Origin of the sequence: Chryseolinea serpens, assembly GCF_900129725.1 — a bacterium.
GTDB classification, from domain to species: Bacteria; Bacteroidota; Bacteroidia; order Cytophagales; family Cyclobacteriaceae; genus Chryseolinea; species Chryseolinea serpens.
Genome location: NZ_FQWQ01000001.1, coordinates 3366761 through 3386408, shown reverse-complemented (window position 1 = coordinate 3386408; position 19648 = coordinate 3366761). Strand labels below are relative to the sequence as shown.

Annotated in this window: 19 protein-coding genes and 1 tRNA gene; 7 read left to right on the top strand and 13 right to left on the bottom strand. The window is 52.6% G+C overall.

Going from position 1 to position 19648, the window contains the following annotated elements; translation table 11 throughout:
• Position 1: 1 nt before the first annotated feature.
• The 8 genes from BUB30_RS13660 to BUB30_RS13625 all read right to left on the bottom strand — a co-directional run bounded on the left by BUB30_RS13660 (position 2) and on the right by BUB30_RS13625 (position 11283).
• On the bottom strand, positions 2–3541 hold the full coding sequence (locus tag BUB30_RS13660) for a S8 family serine peptidase (protein WP_073134454.1): 3540 nt from the start codon (positions 3539–3541) through the stop codon (positions 2–4).
• Positions 3542–3643: 102 nt separating this feature from the next.
• Positions 3644–4975, bottom strand: coding sequence for a DUF58 domain-containing protein (locus BUB30_RS13655; protein WP_073134452.1), 1332 nt, complete (start codon positions 4973–4975; stop codon positions 3644–3646).
• Positions 4976–5953 (bottom strand): AAA family ATPase, encoded by a 978-nt coding sequence (locus BUB30_RS13650; protein ID WP_073135175.1) that lies wholly within the window; start codon positions 5951–5953, stop codon positions 4976–4978. It lies immediately after the preceding gene.
• A 43-nt stretch (positions 5954–5996) separates the two neighbouring features.
• Positions 5997–7172 (bottom strand): DUF4350 domain-containing protein, encoded by a 1176-nt coding sequence (locus tag BUB30_RS13645; RefSeq protein WP_073134451.1) that lies wholly within the window; start codon positions 7170–7172, stop codon positions 5997–5999.
• A gap of 7 nt (positions 7173–7179) precedes the next feature.
• The gene (locus tag BUB30_RS13640; RefSeq protein WP_143164895.1) at positions 7180–7998 is read right to left on the bottom strand and encodes a hypothetical protein; all 819 of its coding nucleotides are present in this window, start codon (positions 7996–7998) and stop codon (positions 7180–7182) included.
• A 28-nt stretch (positions 7999–8026) separates the two neighbouring features.
• Positions 8027–9013, bottom strand: coding sequence for a hypothetical protein (locus BUB30_RS13635; RefSeq protein WP_073134448.1), 987 nt, complete (start codon positions 9011–9013; stop codon positions 8027–8029).
• Complete coding sequence (locus BUB30_RS13630; RefSeq protein ID WP_073134446.1) at positions 9000–9959, bottom strand: stage II sporulation protein M; 960 nt, start codon at positions 9957–9959, stop codon at positions 9000–9002. Before BUB30_RS13630 ends, BUB30_RS13635 begins: the two co-directional genes overlap by 14 nt.
• Before the next feature lie 73 nt (positions 9960–10032).
• Entirely contained in the window at positions 10033–11283 is a 1251-nt protein-coding gene (locus BUB30_RS13625; RefSeq protein ID WP_073134444.1) for a dipeptidase, read from the bottom strand.
• 42 nt (positions 11284–11325) lie between these two features.
• Here BUB30_RS13625 and BUB30_RS13620 point away from each other — a divergent pair, with 42 nt between their 5' ends.
• The 5 genes from BUB30_RS13620 (at position 11326) to BUB30_RS13600 (ending at position 14646) form a co-directional block, all read left to right on the top strand.
• A complete protein-coding gene (locus tag BUB30_RS13620; RefSeq protein WP_073134442.1) occupies positions 11326–12054 on the top strand; it encodes an RDD family protein in 729 nt (242 codons plus the stop codon).
• 1 nt (position 12055) lies between these two features.
• Complete coding sequence (locus BUB30_RS13615) at positions 12056–12295, top strand: cytochrome b5 domain-containing protein (protein WP_073134440.1); 240 nt, start codon at positions 12056–12058, stop codon at positions 12293–12295.
• A gap of 136 nt (positions 12296–12431) precedes the next feature.
• Positions 12432–13277, top strand: a complete 846-nt coding sequence (locus BUB30_RS13610) for an N-acetylglucosamine kinase (RefSeq protein ID WP_073134439.1) — start codon at positions 12432–12434, stop codon at positions 13275–13277.
• A 3-nt stretch (positions 13278–13280) separates the two neighbouring features.
• Positions 13281–14087: an N-acetylmuramic acid 6-phosphate etherase gene (gene murQ, locus BUB30_RS13605; RefSeq protein WP_073134437.1), complete on the top strand. Its 807-nt coding sequence runs from the start codon at positions 13281–13283 to the stop codon at positions 14085–14087.
• Positions 14080–14646 (top strand): hypothetical protein, encoded by a 567-nt coding sequence (locus tag BUB30_RS13600; RefSeq protein WP_073134436.1) that lies wholly within the window; start codon positions 14080–14082, stop codon positions 14644–14646. The genes murQ and BUB30_RS13600 overlap by 8 nt, the downstream gene beginning before the upstream one ends.
• Here BUB30_RS13600 and BUB30_RS13595 read toward each other — a convergent pair.
• The 4 genes from BUB30_RS13595 to era all read right to left on the bottom strand — a co-directional run bounded on the left by BUB30_RS13595 (position 14628) and on the right by era (position 17794).
• Positions 14628–15254 (bottom strand): SprT-like domain-containing protein, encoded by a 627-nt coding sequence (locus tag BUB30_RS13595; RefSeq protein ID WP_073134434.1) that lies wholly within the window; start codon positions 15252–15254, stop codon positions 14628–14630. The genes BUB30_RS13600 and BUB30_RS13595 overlap by 19 nt on opposite strands.
• A 65-nt stretch (positions 15255–15319) precedes the next feature.
• Positions 15320–15505, bottom strand: a complete 186-nt coding sequence (locus tag BUB30_RS13590; protein ID WP_073134433.1) for a hypothetical protein — start codon at positions 15503–15505, stop codon at positions 15320–15322.
• Positions 15506–15579: 74 nt separating this feature from the next.
• On the bottom strand, positions 15580–16887 hold the full coding sequence (der, locus tag BUB30_RS13585) for a ribosome biogenesis GTPase Der (protein ID WP_073134431.1): 1308 nt from the start codon (positions 16885–16887) through the stop codon (positions 15580–15582).
• Between the two features lie 19 nt (positions 16888–16906).
• Entirely contained in the window at positions 16907–17794 is an 888-nt protein-coding gene (gene era, locus BUB30_RS13580) for a GTPase Era (RefSeq protein ID WP_073134429.1), read from the bottom strand.
• 250 nt (positions 17795–18044) lie between these two features.
• Between era and BUB30_RS13575 the strand changes: the two genes are divergently transcribed.
• A tRNA-Met gene (locus BUB30_RS13575) sits at positions 18045–18117 on the top strand.
• 172 nt (positions 18118–18289) lie between these two features.
• A complete protein-coding gene (locus BUB30_RS13570) occupies positions 18290–18541 on the top strand; it encodes a GIY-YIG nuclease family protein (protein ID WP_073134428.1) in 252 nt (83 codons plus the stop codon).
• Between the two features lie 152 nt (positions 18542–18693).
• On the opposite strand, the gene BUB30_RS13565 is transcribed toward BUB30_RS13570, so the two are convergent.
• Positions 18694–19497, bottom strand: coding sequence for a polysaccharide deacetylase family protein (locus tag BUB30_RS13565; protein WP_073134426.1), 804 nt, complete (start codon positions 19495–19497; stop codon positions 18694–18696).
• Positions 19498–19648 lie beyond the last annotated feature (151 nt).

The window sequence follows — 19648 nt, the reverse complement described above, 5'->3', positions numbered from 1 at the left end:
CCTAGCGCAGGATCACGATCTTCATCGTTCGGGATGCGCCCGTGGCCGTGGTCACGGTCAGGGTATAGACACCGTTGGCCAGCCGGCTTAGGTTGAGGGGATAGTCATTCAGTTTGCCCGTCGTATAATCGTCCAGCACGTGTTGTCCCTGCGCGTTGAAGAGCGTGAGCGTGGCGTTTTCCCTTCCCGGATAATTTATTTGCACCACGGCCGTGTTCACCGGGTTGGGATGGGCCGTGAGCTGATTTCCAATGCCATGTTCAGCGTTTGTAATGATGTCGATGGGTTGCGTCGAAGTGCTCTGGCAATAGTTAGACGCCGTCACGATAAGAGAAACGGTGTAAGTGCCCAAAGCGTCATACACGTGCATAGGGCTTTCGTCATTGCTTTCCGCGCCATCGCCAAACTCCCAAAACCATTCGGCATCGGGTGTGTGGTCGGGAGTGAATTGAACGGGCGTGCCGGGCGTAAGATCGTCCGACATGGTGAATGCGGCGGAGGGCACAGGTTTCACGGTCACGGTGATGGCGTCGGGGGAAGTACAATTCAGCGCATTGTCACGCACCACCACGTTGTAGGTGCCCGCCGTGCTCACCTCGATGCTTTGCGTTTTCTCGCCTGTGTTCCAGGTATATTCATCGGCAGCATTTACGGAGAGCGTAACCGATTCGCCTTCGCATAAAATGGGGCTGCGCGAAGCGGTGATGGTGGGATTGGACTTCACAAACACATGCGCCGGCGTGCGCAGGCTTTCATAGGACTTGTTGGCGTTTGAAACGTACAGCACCGTGTCGTTAAATAGGCCCGGGGTGGAGAGGTCAGATCCGGTGTGCACGGGCTCGCCTCCGGTAAAATCTTTGTACCAGTTGAACTTGGTTGCTCCCGTGGCGTGCAACAGGGCACTGGACCCATAGCAGACTTCCACATCGGCAACGGTGGGCACAGGCGCTTTCAATGTATAGTTGTAAACCGAGTCGGCATACTTGGCGCTGGTGATCGCATCGGCCGTGTTGCCCGCGGCGTGCAGGGCGAAAGCGATCGTGATCGCCTGGCCGGCATTGATGGTGTAGGGCCCCGAGGCCACGGCGTGGCTCACATCATTGCCCGTGGTGGGATCGCCCGCCTGGGTCTTGGTGAGGCCACTGGAAATGGAGAGAAATTTTTCGGCGTCGGTGTAGCCGTCATAGACACCGAAAGGATTTCCGACAATGCTCTGGTCGTTGTCGATGGCATAATACTGGGGCTTGGTGCTCAGCATCTGGATGCCTACTGTGGGCGAGGTGGAGGGCAGGGCGGGATAGATGTAGCCCAGGCGCGTGCCGGCATCCCACGAGGCGCGGTCGCCCGCGCCGCTGTTCTCTACATCCCAGTCGGCATAAAGACCCATGTAAAAACCATTGAACGCCGTGGCTGCCGTGTTTTTGATCGTGTATTCCAGGATGACAAAATTTTGATACGGCACATTTTTCCAAACCAGGCTGCGATACGAAATGAGCAAGGATGCTGACGCCGCATCCGGAGCGTTTTGAAAGGCGCCACTCACTTCAGAATATGACCGCGTGCCGGGTGTCGACTTCATGATCTTGGTTGCCGGTGTAAAGTCCTGGTCATACTGACCGCTCAGCGCCCGCACATTGTTGAACAGCACCGACGACGATGTTCCCATGATCACCCCCATTTCATACAACAGCGACCGGTCGTTATAAATAAATCCCGAGCCATTGGTTTGAGATTCGGGATTGGAAAACCCAATGCGGCCCGCAGAGCTCAGCGTGGTGGTAATGTTGTTTTCATTGATATCGATAAAAGACGGCACGACAAAGTTTAACAATTGAAAATCCTCATAGGCACCGTCTTTGAACGTGAGCAGGATTTCGATCGGTTGATCGATGGGGGCGGTTGGCGAGAGCGAGAGCTTGAAGGGTGTGTTGGTGTTGTGCACTTTGCCATTCTCCGGAATGCTTCCCAGGTTAAGGACGTCTTGTGTGATGGTGATGAACGTCGACGATGATGAAAGCGTAACGGTCAGGCCACTGGACGAAGCTTTCAGATAGTTGGTAAAATCAAAATACAAATTGGCGTCGTCGCCCCGGTCCGGGGGTGTGCCGTCGTCTTTCACCAGCAGTTGTTTGCTGGCGCGAATGGAAGGACTCTGAAAGGTGAGCGCGTTGGCAATGTCCAGGCGACCCTTGCCCAACTTGTTGAGGTAGCCGGGGTTTTTATCATAGAGGGTGGCATCAGAAGAGATTCTCAACTGCTCCGCTACTTGCAAAGGTGTCAGAGAGGGATTTACGGCCCACAACAGCGCCGCTGCGCCGGAGACGATGGGTGCCGAAAAAGAGGTGCCACCGTCAATGCCATAACTGTTGTCGAAGATGGTGGTGTAGATGTTGGAGCCAGGTGCCGTGATGTCTACCGTGCCACCGAAGTTTGAGAACGTAGAGCGGACATCGTTCTCATCGGAGGCTGCCACGGACAACACGTTGTCGTAGGCGGCCGGGTACAACGGGGTCTCTACGTTGCTGTTGCCGGCGGCGGCGACCACTAAGCACCCCAGGTCAAGGGTCACGTGGTTGATGAGGTCTTGGGCGATGCTGCTGGCGTTGCTTCCACCCCACGAGCAGTTGATGATCTTTGCGCCGTGTGTGGCGACATACAACATGCCGAAATACGTGTTGGAAGAATAGGAGGAGGCGTTGTCGGGCTGATCGTCGGAGTAATGCTTGGTGAACAGCAGTTTACTTTTGAAGCCCACACCGGCAATGCCGATGCTGTTGTTCGTTGCCGCGCCCGCGCAGCCCGCCACCATGGTGCCGTGGCCAAATAGATTTCCCTTCGGTACGGAAGGATCGTTGTCGCCAATAAAACCCGGTGTGCCCACGAGCGAAGCTTTGGCGCCGGAGAAATCCCAGCCGCGGTTGTTGTCGATGTAGCCGTCGCCGTTATTGTCCAGGCCATCGAGAGGCTCGGCTGGGTCAATATAAAGTTGGCTTTGCAGGTCGGGGTGATCCAGGTCGCCGCCGCTGTCGACAATGCCGATCACGATCGATTCGTCACCCTGCGTAACATCCCAGGCTTCGTAGGCACGAATAACTTGCAGATAATATTGCTGACCAATGGAGGCATCGTTCGGGGTCATCAGTGACGACACCGTGTATTCGGGCTCCACAGTCTCAAAATAACCCGTGGCATAAAGCTCCTCGATGTAGTCATCCATCGACCGGCTTTTGTCGAAGGCGAGTTGATAATACAGGGAAATGTCGACGTTCAGTTTTCGGGGTCCGAGACGCCCCTGCGATCTTTGCTGCACGGCCTGCGACACGAAAGGTTGGGCTTGCGCCGACCGGACCGCCGCGGGCATTCGTGCCGTGGCGGATTTGGATTCAAAAATGCCTTTGTATTGAGGCTTAAGTTTTACCCACACCGAACCAGCGACATAGCTGGCGGGGTCCAGGTGCTGTGGCGGCACTTTACCCGTCTGGCCTTGCGCGCAAAGGAACAGGAGAACCCCCAGAAAAGTTGTCGCCAGCCGAGCCTGCATGCCTGCCAAAATTTTTAAGCCAATACTGAATACACCGGACGATATTAAAGGTAAGAAGGGATCGACAAAGAAACGCTCGAAAACCCGAGAATTAATGTTTCCTTAAATCATGCCCCGGGCTTTCAGTTCCAGGTATTTATTGATGGTGTTCACGGTCAGGTGCTCCGGTGCGGTGAGCAGGGCCTGGATGCCGTGTTGGTTCAGCTCTTTGGCGATGAGTTTTTTGTCGTAGCTGAATTTCTCGGCGATGGCTTTGTAGTAGACCTCCTTCAGGCTGTTGGCCGGCGTTTCGAGGAAGCTTTTCATTTCCGTGTTCTCAAAAAAGATCACCACCAATAAATGCTGCTGCGCCAATCGTTTCAAATACGGCAGTTGGCGGTGGAGGCTGTAGATGGATTCGAAGTTGGTGAAAAGCAACAGCAAGCTGCGTTGGGTCACTTTGCGCCGCACGTGCGCAAACAGGGCGGAATAGTCCGTTTCGCGATAGGCCGTTTTCTGGTTGTAGAGCACCTCCAGGATCTGGAACATCTGGTTGTTCTGGCGACTCGCCGGCAGCATCGTGCCGATCCGATCTTGAAAAGTGATGAGCCCGGCTTTGTCCGATTTTTTCAGGGCCACATTGGAGATGACCAGGCTGGCATTGATGGCATAGTCGAGCAAACTCAGCCCATTGAAGGGCATTTGCATGACGCGCCCCTTATCGATGAGACTGTAGACCTGCTGCGAGCGCTCGTCCTGGTAGTGGTTCACCATGAAATGATTTTTCCGTGCCGTGGCCTTCCAGTTGATGGTGCGGAAGTCGTCGCCGTTCACATATTCCTTGATGGACTCGAACTCCATGTTCTGGCCGATGCGACGGATTTTTTTGATACCGTATTCGGTGAGACGGTTGGAGATGGCCAGCAACTCGTACTTGCGCATCTGGATATAGGATGGATAAACCGGCACCAGCGCATCGCCCGAGAAGCGAAACCGTCGCAAGAAAAATCCGATGGGCGAACGCACAAAGACATTCACAGCACCAAACGAATACTCGCCCCGTTTCGTAGGACGCAGAAAATATTTGATGACCTTCTTTTCTCCCGCAGGAATTTCCACCGGGAACGTGAGGTCGCGCCGCTGGAACTGGTGAGGTATCTCATCGACCACTTGCAACACCACCTTGAACAGGTAGGAGTTTTCGAGGTGGATGCGGATCTCGTTGTCGTCGCCGTTGGAGAGTTTTTCCGGTGTGAAGCGATAGCCGTGCAGGCCGCGCCGCGTGCGGAAAAGCAGGAGGATGTCCGTGACCATCATGGCCAGCACCAGGTAGAACAGGCCCTTGGGCACGATGGTCCAGGCATCGGCAATGAAGGTGACGATGAATGCGACCACCACCACGCCGAGGGCGATGAAGAGGCGGTTGTTGAGGTATAGAGCGCGGAGCAGTTTCACCTAGCGGGGCACTTCAATTTTGTCCACGATCTGTTTCACCACGTCATCGGTGGTCACGCCCTCCATTTCTTTGTCGGGGGTGAGGATCACGCGGTGGCGCAACACGGGGAGGGCGATCACTTTCACGTCTTCGGGCGTCACAAAGTCGCGGCCGTGCAAGGCGGCATAGGCTTTGGTGGCGTTCAGGATGGCCACCGAGGCGCGCGGTGAAGCTCCCAGGAACAACGCGGGGCTGTTGCGGGTCTCGTGGATGATCTGGGCGATGTAGCGCAGCACGTTGTCTTCCACATGGATCTGGCGGACCACTTCGCGGTAGCTGCGGATCTCTTCGGCCGAGAGCACGGCCGTGACGCCTGTCAGCGGTTGCGTGTTTTTGCGTTCGTGATGCCCGGCGAGAATAGAAACCTCTTGCTCGAACGAGGGATAGGTCACTTGGATCTTGAACAGGAAACGATCCAATTGCGCCTCGGGCAAACGATAGGTGCCTTCGTGTTCGATGGGGTTTTGCGTGGCCACCACGATGTAGGGCGGCGCCATCGCATAGGTTGTGCCGTCCACGGTGACTTGCCGTTCCTCCATCACCTCGAAAAGGGCGGCCTGTGTCTTGGCGGGAGCGCGGTTGATCTCGTCGATGAGCACGATGTTGGAGAAGATCGGCCCCGCCTTGAATTCAAACGCGGAGTTCTTCACGTTGTAGACGGACGTACCCAGCACATCTGAAGGCATGAGGTCGGGCGTGAATTGGATGCGGCTGAACTTTACGGAGATCACTTTCGACACGAGCTTTGCCGTCAACGTCTTCGCCACGCCGGGAACACCTTCGATGAGCACGTGGCCGTCGGCCAGAATGGCGGTGATGATGAGGTCCACCATTTGCTCCTGTCCCACGAGCACCCTGCCCACTTCTTCTCTTATTTTTTTGATGCTTTCGTTTAGGGCGCGCAGGTCGAGCCGGCTTTCAAATACATTTTCTTCCATGATGTGTTTTTTTTCTTTGAGGTGGTGGCCGTCGTTCGCAACGTCAGCGATTGAATTTTTCCAGTCGTTCGTCAAACTCGATCAATATGTCGGCCAAAATAGTTTTGTTCTTTTGAATATAAGCGATGATGTTCACCAGTGCGCGAACCTCCTCTTCCGGCTTCCCCGATTTTTGTGTCAGCGTCTGGACGAAATTTTCGTCGAACACGATGTGGGTCAACCAATAGCGGGTGCGAAGCTGGTCCGCAAAATAGTGAATTCTTTTCTCGGCAATGTTCTTGTGTTCGGCGCGCTGGTAGTACAGGTTGCCGATCGTGTGCACGAAGTCCAGCGTGGTGTTGGCCAGGGGTTTGATGATGGGGATGATGCGTTGCTTGCGCTTCATCTCAAAGACCATGAACACCAGCAGTGCCACGAGGGTGATGTAATATGCCCATCGCAGCGGTTCGGTGGTGAGGATGAAACGCAGCGGCGTGGAGATCTCCCGGCGGCCCAGCTGGTAATATTCCGTCCACCAGAGCGGAGTGGGGGGCAGATAGGAGAGTGTGTTGGAAAGGAAACGGTGGTTTTGCCGGTCCAGCAGGTGGATGTTGGTGAACGCCATGGGAGTGGTGTTCAAAATAAAACTGCCCTGGCCCCATTTCACGCGGAGGGTGATCGGCTGGTTCAATTCATTGCGGGCGATCACGGTGGTGCGCGTGGTGTCGAACCGGGTGAAATAGTTGTGGATGTCGTTCGTCCGGAACGCGTAGTGTTGCGCGGTATCCATTGCCGGGGCGGCAAACTTCAGGTAGCTGCTGTCCTGGTTGAAGAGGTCGTTGTTGCCTGAAAATAAAAAGTCGGACGTGTTCAGGCTTAAGGTGTCGCCAAAGTGGCCATAGAAATATTGCGTGGAGATAAACACGAAACCACCTTTGTTCACATGATCCAACAAAACGTCGGTATCTTCCTTCGAGCCGGAGAAGTTGGAGGCCACAATCAATACATTGGCGGCCTTTGGCAGGGAGTCTTTGAGTTCGTAAACGGTTTTATAGGTGTGATGAATGCCCTGTGGAAACAGCCCGGGCAACACGGCATTGAAGACGTAAGCGCCATAGGGATTCTGGTCCTCCTGTGCAAAAGTAACCGTCCAGTCATGCTGCTTCGGACTGAGGAGTTTCAGCAACAGGAAGAATCCGAAGGCCGCGCTGATATAGAGTATGTATTTCCAATCTTTCATAAACGGCCTACGCTAGCTTGCTCCTCCAGGTGCTGAACGTCTTCTGTACGGTCGAAAACATGGTGGCATTGATGTTGAAATTGCCATACCAGGCATATTCGAAATAATAGTTCAGTTCGTGAAAGCCGTCGTGGAGCTCGGCATTTTTTAATTCGGCAAGATAATCGTGATTGGTTTTGCCTTGCTCCCAATGCACGAAGCCTTTATCGGAAAGTATTTTCAGGGCATACAGAAAAATGAGCCGTACGCCGGCGCGATGATCGTTCCGGGCGGCGGCTTCACGGATCAGTTTCTCAAAATCCATTTCATGAATGTTCTCGTCCAATGCGCCGTAGCGGATGATGCTGGCACCTTCGCCGGCATAGAAGATGCGGAAGGCATTGATCCGCAAGATGGTAAGGATAATAACAATGACGACTCCAAAGCCCACCAGGAAAGTGATCACGCGGCCCCAATTGGTGCCCACGGCGTTGCGAAACAGCGAAGAGAAGAATTCGGCCAAATAGCTCATGAGACGGTCCCAAAGACTTTCTCCTACCGTGGCCGGTTTCTGGTACTGAAATGCAGGATCGTTTTTTAATTCCTCGATCCGTTCGGCATCAAAACTCCGCGCGGTGACGGCGGTGGAATCCGGTGGCGCGTTAAAAACCTTATCATCGTCTTCATCGTCCTCTTCGTTCGAAAAAATATTTTGATCGTGCTGAAAAACGGAGTCACTGCCGCCCGAGTTAGTGGAGTCTGTGTTCACGTCCACGGAATCTTCCTGGGCGCTGGCAAGGGATGTAAACGACAAAAAAAGAATGACTAGGCCCGCGATCCGTTTCACGTTCTTCCGCTGTTATTAAGGACTGTTGTTAGTATTGTTCTTCGTGTGAAGGAGCTGGTCCCTCGTTGCCCAGGTTGTCGATGTGCTTCATCAGACCGGGAGCCTCTTTACGTTCGACCAGGTTAAAATACTGGAACGCGATGCCGAGGTTCGGTAGTGTACTCAACATGACTTGTATCAGGTAAGACACTGAAAAGAAGGCTATCGACAGGATGTTCATGCTCGACGACGGCGCCTCAAATGCGTCGGTCGAGGTGCTGTGCAGGGCATTCACGAAAGTAAGGGCATAGTAAGGAATAGAGACGATGTAAGAAATGACGGTCCCGATGATGCTCAGCACGAAAAGAAGACCGAAGGTGCTCCACCATTTGCCCCGAATCAGCATGAAGGACCGGCCGATCGCTTCAAAAAACTCCTTTTTTTCATAGGTGCGTATAATGAAGGTGAGGGAGGCCGCGAGTGCCGCATAGATGAAAAAGAAGAATATGGCAAAACCGGCCAACACGACCAGGGCCGTCGAGATCTTGGCCAACACGATCACGAAAATGACAATGACCACATAGACGGCAATGAGCAACAGGAAAAAGAAGAACACCGTGCCGAAATACATCCAGAATGTGCTGCGTACGCGTTCCCAAACGTCGCTGAACTCAATTTTATTGGTCTTCTTTTCATCGTAAAGAACAACGTAATTGTTGATGGTCGACAGGGCCATCACCGAACTCACCACCGAGAAGACGATCATCAAAAAGATCTGAAGCCAAAAGACGGGGCTCATAAAGGAGTCCGAGATCGTGTCGGGCGAGCCGAAACGCGCCATGCTACGGGTGAGGGTTTGCAGATCCGTCATGAACGAGCCCAACATCAGACCGGTTACGACAACAGGCGGTCCCGCGATGAACAGCAGACTTTTGCCGAGACCTTTGAAGTTCTGTCGAATAAACTCGAACGTAACATTCACCTTGTTGCTGAAGTCGCGTGTGCGATGAAATTCAATTGCTTTAAAATTTTCCATGGCGTTTGAGGCGTAGGGGGTAGATGACAAAATAATAAACCATAAGCAGCGCTGAAAGGGATATGATAAAAGTTTTCAGGCTCCAATGCATAAAAGCGTAGCGGGTGATAAAAGACTCGATGAATCCGGCCAGGATAAAGAAGGGAACCAATCCCATCACGATCTTCAGCCCCTTCAAGCCTCCCATTTTGAACGAAGCTAACCGCGAATAGGTGCCGGGAAACAGCAGGCTGTTCCCCATCACAAATCCTGCCGCTCCGGCTATCACGATCGACGTCAATTCGATAGTGCCGTGCAGCATGATCACAGGCAGGGCTTGCCCTAATTGTTGCTCCAGGGAAAAGAACATGACGAAGGCACCCACCATCAAGCCGTTGTTGAATAAATCGTATCCAGTTCCCAGAGATGCAAAAATCCCGAACACGAATACCCGGAAGGAAACGTAGATGTTGTTGATGGTGATCATGAAAAACATCATCACCGGCCCGGAGTCGCCATACACGGCAGTGGGATTGCCGTTCTTGATATTTTCCAGCGTCATGTTCACATAGCCGTCGCCCAGGATGAGCCGCACAAACGTGTCGTCGTAGCGCGCGGAGACCGCGCCGATGAGGGCTGCCACGATAAAGATGATAAAGGAGTACAACAAGGGCTTTTGCGTGTTGTACATCACCTCGGGCAATTCGTATTTCCAGAAGGTGATAAAACGGTTGCGCTCTTCTTTTTTGTTTTTATAGATCTCCAGGTGAACCTTGCTGGCGAGCGCGTTCAGATAATTTGTGGTGCGGCTGTTGGGGTATTGCGTGCGGGCAAACGAAAGATCGTCGGTCACCTGGATGAACAGTTCCGCCAGCCGGTCCGGCGGCGCCTGCTGCTGATTTTTGACAACGTGCTCAAACTCCTCCCAACGGGATTTGTTCTGTTTTATAAAAGCCGCCTCCTTCATTGTTCCACCTCTTGGATAACTTGTTTCATTGCCCGCCTCGCCGGCGAAGCTACTTCATATTTTTTTTTATGGCCTACTTCACAGACGCCGACGCCTGTGAAGCGGCGATCACTTCATTCCACACCCGGAAAACATTTTTGGAGCAGATCTTTTCAATGTCTTCAGGCGAATAGCCGCGTTTCAATAACACATAGAATAAATTCGGATACTCGGACACGTCCTTCAGTCCCAGCGGCAGGCTGTCGCCCACGCCGTCGAAGTCGGAACCGATGCCCACGTGGTCGATGCCGATAAGCTTCACCACATGGTCGATATGATCGGCCACGCGCTCCACATCCGAATACAGTGCCACATGACTTTTTGAATACTGGTCGATGACCGGCTGCGCGGCCGAGTCGCGTGAGCTAAGGCCTTGCGCCTTCAATTTTTTCTCCAAGGTATCCAGCAGGGCGGCGTTCGTACGCGCCAGCGAATCCAGGAAGGAAGCGCCGAAATTGATCTGGATCACACCGCCATTTTTGCCGAGCGCTTTGATCATGTCGTCCGACATGTTGCGCTGAAAACCCGGTGTAAAAAACCGGCACGACGAATGCGAGGCGATGAGCGGTGCTTTGGCGATGCGGATCACGTCAAAGAATGTGCTGTCGGTAACGTGTGAAATGTCTACCATGATGCCGGTGCGCTGCATTTCGGCCACTACTTTTTCGCCAAAAGGGCTGAGTCCGTTCCACAAGGCCGCGCTGTCATAAGACGAGTCGCAGATCTGGTTGTTCTTGGCGTGTGTGAGCGTGATGTAGCGGATCCCGCGGTCATAGAAGTACTTCACGTTTTCAAGTTTGTTCCCCAGGGGCGCACCGTTCTCCATGCCCATGGGCAGGGAAATTTTGCCGGCCTTGGTGTTGGCTTCAATGTCTTGCGGCGTTTTGGCCAGGGCATATTTGTCGGGAAGAGCAGTGGCAATGCCTTCGATCAGGTTGATGAGGGAATCGGCCAGCCCCTTGCCGTTGTCGGCAATTTTTTGATAGCGCGAGGGGATGTAGATGGACATGAAAGGTGCGTCGAGGCCCCCCTTGCGGGCGCGCTCAAAATCGAAGTCGCCTCTCTCATCGTTTACGGGGATGCCCAGATTTTCGGGTGCCAACTGGAAATGAATCTCCTGGAGCCGTTCGGGAAAGTCGACGTGTGTGTCGACGAGAATAAATTTTTGGGCCAACTCCCGGGCCTGGTTGCGGAGCGCCTCATCGGAAGCGGCTTCCGTCTTCTTTTCCTGGCAGGCAATAAGGGCAATAGCGGTTATTCCCAGCAGGACAGAAGTAAATTTCATGGTTAATGCTTTAATTTGAAATTTGCACAAAAATAGAAGGCGATGCAAACCATTCGAGTACGCACCACACAAAATGTTTTTATTGACTATCCGTTGGCCAGCATCGGCGACCGCATCGTGGCCTATCTGATCGACCGGCTCATCCTTTTTCTCTATTTCATGTTGGTTATAGCCCTTATGGTGGGCATGAAAGCATTCGAAAATGAGGCCCTCATGATCAGCCTGGGTCTGATCTTCCTGGTGTTCCCGTTTATGTTCTACGGTCTGTTTTTTGAGATTTTCATGAACGGTCAAACCCCCGGCAAGCACGCCATGAAAATACAGGTGATCCGTCTCGACGGCACACCCGCCTCTGTAGGCGGCTACATTTTCCGGTGGCTGTTCGCCATCGTGGATTTTGGCTTCTTTGGTGGGGCAGTGGCGGTGATCATCATCGCCGTCGGCGGGAAGGGCCAACGGCTCGGCGACATCGTTGCCGGAACAACCGTGGTGAAACTGGCCCAACATAAGGAGATCAACTCCAGCGACGTGTTCATCGTGCCCGAGACAACCTATGTTCCAACATTTGAGCAGGTGGTCCAACTGAGCACGCGCGACATCGAGGTGATCCAGCGCGCCCTCGACGCCAACCGCGACCATGGAACATACCAACCCCTGGAGATCATCACCGAAAAGATCAAAGGCATGCTGGGCATACAATCCGATTTGCCGCCCTCCGAATTTCTGTATACCATCGTGAAGGACTACAACAGCCTAACGGCTGGAAGGTGAAATGGACAATCTCCCTGAGTACACACGCGCTTACCTGGCCCTGCGCAACGGGCAGGACAAGCCCGAAGTGTGGGTCGCCTACAACGGACTGATCTACGATGTCACACGCTCGCGTCTCTGGCTGCGAGGAAAACATTACGAACACTGGGCCGGCCAGGACCTCACCGACGAACTGAAGGACGCTCCACACACCGAAAATGTGTTCGACCGCTTCACGGTCATCGGCAAGTTGAAACACTGATCGAAAAAATCTGTTCGCACACGAACACATTGTCCACTTCTGTTTTTTCTGTTAAATACAAATTTTAGCTTTGCGATGATTTTACGTTAACGATGTAGTATAACTCAGTCCCACGAAATACACTTACCTTTAGCAAATGATTCTTATAGCAGATAGCGGAGGCTCCAAGACCGACTGGAGACTCCTGGAAGCCGATGGCACCATCGATCAGGCCGGCACCCCGGGCTTCAACCCCTATTATCAGCCCATCGAAGACTTGAAGAAAAACGTACACGAGGTGCTGCTGCCCCGCATCAAGCACCCGGTGACAAAAATATTTTTCTATGGCGCCGGCGTATCGTCAATGAAAAATCAACTCACCATCAAGAGCGCATTCCTGGAATTTTTTCCCGAAGCCCACATCGAGATCGGATGGGACCTGTTGGCAGCGGCGCGCGCGTTGTGCGGCCACGAACCCGGCATCGCCTGCATCATGGGTACCGGCTCCAACTCCTGTTTGTATGACGGCCAGAACATCGTCGGCAACGTAGCTAATTTGGGATGGATCCTTGCCGATGAAGGCTCGGGCGCCAATATCGGGCGGAAATTTTTGGTAGACTACCTGCGCGAAATAATGCCCGAAGGACTGCGCAAGCAATTTCACGAGCGCTTCCCGCTCACCCGCGAAGAGTTTTTGGAGAAAGTGTACCAGCAAGAGCGCCCCAGCGCTTTCCTGGCCAGCTTCACCAAATTTATTTTCCAACACCTCAAAGAACCGTATTGCTACGAACTCGTCTATAACAGCTTCTCGGAATTCTACGAGAACAACGTGATGAAGTACGAGAACTATAAAAACCTGAAGGTGCACTTCACCGGCTCCATCTCGTTCTACTTCAGCGACATTCTTCGCCAGGTGGCCAACGACAAAGGCATCACGGTCAAGAATATCCTGGAAGGTCCCATTGCCGGCCTCACCCTGTTCCATAAGAAAGATCTGAACTGAGCCATGGCTACCACCGAGGGCGCATCGCACTACGACCACCTGGAGCACATGAGCGTGCACGACCTGCTGGCCAACATCAACCGCGAAGACAAGAGCGTGCCCCTGGCCATCGAAAAGGCGATCCCCCAGATCGAAGCCCTGGTCAACGCCATCGTCGACCGCATGCAGCACGGCGGCCGGCTGTTCTATATCGGCGCCGGCACCAGCGGCAGGCTTGGGGTGGTCGATGCTTCGGAGATACCGCCGACCTACGGCGTGCCCCACGGCCGGGTGATCGGCATCATCGCCGGCGGCGACGGCGCCATCCGCAAGGCCGTGGAAAATGCAGAAGACAATCCCACGCAAGCGTGGAAAGACCTGGAAGAACATTCCATCAACCGACAAGATGTGCTCATCGGCATCGCCGCGTCCGGCCGCACGCCCTACGTGATCGGCGGTCTGAAAGAAGCTCGTGCCAACGGGGTGGCCACGGGCTGCATCGTGTGCAACAGCAACTCCGCTGTGGCCGCGCAGGCCGACTTCCCCGTGGAGGTGATCACCGGTCCTGAATTTGTTACCGGCAGCACGCGCATGAAAGCCGGCACCGCCCAAAAGCTCGCGCTCAACATGGTGTCCACCACCGTCATGATCAAGTTGGGCCACGTACGGGGCAACAAAATGGTGGACATGCAACTGACCAACGAAAAGCTGGTGGACCGCGGCGTGAAAATGGTGATGGATGAACTGAAAATTCCCTATGCCGAGGCCGAACAATTGTTGCATCAACACGGTTCTGTGAGGAAGGCTGTAGACAGCCGTCGCCATGCATGACATCGAACCTTACTACAACTGGCTGAAATACTACGATCCCGCCGACGACGAACGCTCGCCCTTTCACGGCAAGCAATATAACCACGACGTCTACTCCGAAACGATCTACGGCTACTACATCGACCCCGCCTGGGATTCCATCGGCTCGGAAACGCTCTATGTAAAAATTCTCTACGCCGACTACCTCCAGGGATTTGCCGTCATCGAATTCATTGGCGAATGGAATGACACGCTCCACAACGACATCATGACGCTAAAGCGAAACCTGCTGGAGGTGATGATCAACGAAGGCATCAACAAATTCATCCTCATCGGCGAAAACATCTTCAACTTCCACGGCTCCGACGACAGCTATTATGAAGAGTGGTTCGAGGACGTAGAAGACGGCTGGATTGCCGCCGTTTCGTTTCCCGACTTTATCCTGGAAGAATTCAGAAAATACCACATCGACAGCTACATCAACATGGGAGGCACCCTGCAGATCCCGCAGTGGCGTACGCTGCAACCGTTGAATTTTTTTGACCTGGTGAACAGCCTCGTTCAAAGAAGGCTCAACTGAACGTTGGTGACCAGCGCATCCACCGGCACCAGGTAATCGCGTTTAGACTTCAATTCCTTGCAAAGCACACGGGTGCGCCGCAGCTTGCCCTTGATAAAAAACTTCCCCTGCAATTGAAAAATGCTGCCCTCCGGAATGTCCGACAGCACGGCCATGGACTGGGCATTTTTATCAAATCTGCGGAAGGCTGCCGTTAGTTCGGTGTCGGCAAAAGAGCTGGCCTTGGGGTTAATCATGTGACGGCGGAGTTCATGTAAGATTTCCTCCGGAAAAACACTTTCCCAGAGTAAAGGAACCGTCAAATCGGTGAAAGTGGTCTTCCATTTCTCGCCGTGGGGGTCAACCCTGGCCCCATGGGCGAGGTACACACGGAGGTGGGCTACTTCGTGCACATAGGTCAACAGGAAGAGATAGGGATTGAGATCGTTGTTCAGCGTGATGCGGGGGTGGGCCTTGGTGTGCTTGCTGGTGAAGTCGCCCACTTTGGTCTGGCGGCTCTTGGTGAGCTTGAGCTCGAAGGGGCTTTGCTTCCACAAGTTGAAACAGTATTCAACCGCGGAGGGTGGAACATGCGTTTGCAGGATAGCGAAAACCTTGTCGGCCGTCATAACGGGTGTAAAATAAAAAAGGCTTTAGAAATCTAAAGCCTTTTCGCCTCAATCTTGGAGATTGATTACTGAGCCTTCGTAGTGTCAGCTTTAGTAGTGTCAGCTGCAGCAGCAGCAGAATCTACTGCAGGAGCAGCAGCTTCAACAGCGGCAGAGTCTACGTTGCTTTCAGCAGTTTCAGCTTTCTTGCCACAAGCAGCAAAAGCCAAAGCGAAGCCACATACGGCCACAAATGCGATCAATTTTTTCATAGTTTACAGGTTTTAAAAAATTCACCGCAAATATAACAGTTATCGCCCACACGGGGCCTCGGGGGTAATAAAATTTATTTTTTTCTAAAGATTAACCGTATGGGTACACCCTCAAAATCGAACTGTGCACGCATTTTATTTTCCAGGAAACGCTCGTACGAAGGTTGAATGTACTGGGGCAGGTTACAGAAGAAAACAAACGATGGAAACCGGGCATTTACCTGCGTTATGTACTTTATGTTGATGTGCTTCCCCTTGATGGACGGGGGTGGCTGACGCTCGATTTCGGGCAAAATGGCATCATTTAGCTTCGAGGTGGGTATTTTTTTGGTCTTATTCTCGAAAACTTGCACCGTTTTCTCGATCACCTGGAAAATGCGCTGTTTGGTCAAAACCGACGCAAAAATGATGGGAATGTAGTCGATGGGGGCAATTTTCTCTTCGATCTCCTTCTTGAACTTGTCCGATGTCTTCGAGTCTTTCTCGATCAGGTCCCACTTGTTCACCATGATCACCATACCCTTGCCCTGCCGTTCGGCGAGGCTGATGAGGTTCACATCCTGTGCTTCCAATCCACGCTCGGCGTCGATCACAATAATCACGACATCGCTATCCTCCAACGCACGCAGTGAACGCAGCACCGAATAGAACTCAATATCTTCCTTCACTTTTCCCTTCTTCCGGACACCCGCCGTATCGATCAGGATAAAGTTCTTGCCATACATCTTATAATATGAGTGAATGGCATCACGCGTAGTACCGGCCTCATCGGTAACAATGCTGCGCTCCGTACCCAACAAGGCATTGAGGAACGAAGACTTGCCCACGTTGGGCCTACCCACGATGGTGATCTTGGGAATGCCTTCATCGGGATCTTCCACGCCTTCGGAAACGAAGGTCTTCACCACCTCGTCCAAGAGCTCGCCTGTACCGCTACCGTTCTCCGAGGAGATGGGATAGATCTCGCCAAGGCTCAGCTCGTAGAACTCTGCGGCCAGCATGGCTTTGTCGGGTGTATCGGTTTTGTTGGCCGCCACGAACACGGGTTTCTTGGAGGCGCGCAGGATGTTGGCAAACTCCTTGTCGAACCCGGTGATACCATCTCTCACGTCGACCATGAAAATGACGGCCGTGGCCTCGTCGATGGCCAGCTTCACTTGCTTACGGATCTGTGACTCGAACTTGTCTTCCGAGCCGGTCACGTACCCACCCGTATCGATCACGGTAAAGAACTTGCCGATCCACTCGGCATAGCCGTAGTGACGATCGCGCGTAACACCGGCCATGTTGTCCATGATGGCCTGGCGCTTTTCCACCAACCGGTTAAAGAACGTGGACTTGCCCACGTTAGGCCTACCTACTATTGCTACAATATTTGACATCTTAACTGATAAATTATGATCACTCCAGGTATCCGAACTGCTTCAGCTTAAAAGCCTGCTTCCGCCAGTTGTCGGCCACCTTCACGTGGGTTTCCAGGAATATTTTTTTGCGAAAGAACTGCTCCATCGCTAACCGCGCCTCAATCCCTACCTTTTTGATCAGGCTGGCACCCTTGCCAATCAGAATGCCCTTCTGTGACATCCGCTCCACATAAATGACCGCGCTGATGCGGATGATATCGGGCTCTTCTTTAAAGGACATGATCGACACTTCCGTGCTATAGGGGATCTCCTGCTCGTAGTTGAGAAAGATCTTCTCGCGGATAATTTCCGAAGCAAAGAACCGCTCGCTGCGGTCGGTATACTCATCCTGGGGAAAGAATGCCGGGTGCTCCGGCATGAACGACAGCAACTTGGGCAGCAACTGGTCCACATTCTCCCCCGTGACAGCCGACACCGGCAACACGTCTTGAATATTGGGCAAGGTTTGTTTCCAATACGCGCTCTTATCCAGCACCTGCGAACCCTTGGCGCGGTCAATCTTGTTCATGACAAGCAGGATTGGGGTGGTGATCTTGAGAAACCGTTCGAACAGCTCCGGCTCGAACTTGTCCTCGAGGGATACCACCAATAATATCACGTCGGCGTCTTCCAACGAAACTTTCACGTAGCTCATCATCGCTTCGTGCAAAGAATATTTGGGTTCCAGTATGCCGGGCGTATCCGAATACACCACCTGGTAGCCATCGCCATTGAGAATACCCATGATGCGATGGCGAGTCGTTTGCGCCTTCGCCGTGATAATCGACAGGTTTTCGCCCATCAGCTTATTCATAAGCGACGATTTGCCCACATTGGGTTTCCCCACGATGCTCACAAAACCCGACTTAAAACCTGTTTCCGCCATAATGATTTGCAAAGGTAACTTGTTTTTTAAATGTGCGCGACCTACTTTTGCGAACCATTTAAATAACCGCGTGCGGAAACTTTAAATCGGGTAAAAAAGTTGATATTAGATACCAAGAAGTCGGTTGGACTTCGGAAAGATATATCGCGGGGTGGAGCAGTTGGTAGCTCGTTGGGCTCATATCCGCTAAAGCGGACACAGGTTCGAGAGTTAATTGAGAAACAAAGTACGGAAGGTACGAAAGACATATCGCGGGGTGGAGCAGTTGGTAGCTCGTTGGGCTCATAACCCAAAGGTCACAGGTTCGAGTCCTGTCCCCGCTACTAGAGACAAAGTAAGGCGATCGATAGATCGCCTTTTTTGTTTTAGCGCATTGTAAAGTAGCGTTGGGCTCATATCCGCCTAGGCGGACACAGGTTCGTCCTGTTCGCTACTTAAAAAGTAAGTGATCAATGTAGCCGTTGCCTTTGTGCGCCATTTCAAAATACCCGTCGTATGCGATTTTACGTTTACGTCCTCCATTCGATCAAACTGAACAAAATCTACATTGGTTTTACTTCCGATTTAGAAGCCAGACTAAAATCACACAACGAACTAGCCACAAAAGGCTGGACGATAAAGTTTCGCCCATGGATTCTTGTTCATTGCGAAAACTTTGCGCTCAAAGCAGACGCCATGAAAAGGGAAAAAGAATTGAAGACTGGGAAGGGCAGACTATTCATTAGAAAAGAAATTTTGCGTCAATGAATATCGTAAACAAGTCAGCTCGTTGGGCTCGTATCCGCTGAAGCGGACACAGGTTCGAGTCCTGTCCTCGCTACTAGAAAGTAAAGGCGATCAGGCGATCGCCTTTTTCTTTTATCGCGTATTTGGTTTTGAATGGTGTCAGTTGGTAGCACTCATGGCTTCCGCTCCTTAATATACTTCACCACACTACCCACAGGCACCACCCAAACCCCATGAGCAGGATCTTGCACATATTCCATAAGCCTCCGAAGTGTTTCCAGTTGTGTAGTCTGTTCCCCCGAATCATTCATCTCATGTCCCGCGAAAACAATCCATTGATGATTTTTGCGAGCGGACTCAATGAGCGGCAGGATCGACTCAAACGTCTTCCCGTCGAGCTCGATGCCGGTGATTTGCGCCATGTCGCAAAACGCGGGGTCATTCGGTCCCTCATCACGCCATCCACGTCCCGAGCTGAATAGCTCGGCCACGACCGGCACGTAACTTTTTGTATTCAGTCCGCGACCAACAAATTTCTGCCCGCAGGGATAAGCAAAAACCTGGGGCTTGACACCCAACATCGATTCGATTTGTTTATTTGACTCGGTCAACTCCTTTCGGATATCCGCTAGGGAAAGTTCCTCCAATGCTTTCTGACGCGCCCAAGGGAAATTGCCCGAGCATGGATGATTCAAAGAATGATTCCCGATTTCATGCCCGCTGGCCACAGCCTTCTTCCACCCGGCCAGTTGCTCCTTCACCGGCCCGGGTAAAACATAGAACGTTGCCTTCACGCCGTATTCATCGAGCAGTGCCGTTCCTTTTTCCACCTGGCTTGCCCGCGCGTCGTCGAAGGTTAGACTAATGGCGGCTTCCTTGCCGGAAGGCCATGAGAAAGAAGCCGGTTGTTGGGCCTGCAAAGGAGAGGACAGAGTGGCCATGCACAAGGCGAGGAGATAGAGAGATGTACTCTTCATGTTCCGGATGATTTGATGATCGGATTATTTAATTCAAGTATAAATGAATGAATTATTTATTCCGTTTCAAAGGCCAGCCAATCTGATTAGGCCAGAACGTATAATACTCAAATTTGCCGGACAGGTCGCGTCGCGGCGAAGAATGCTTTCC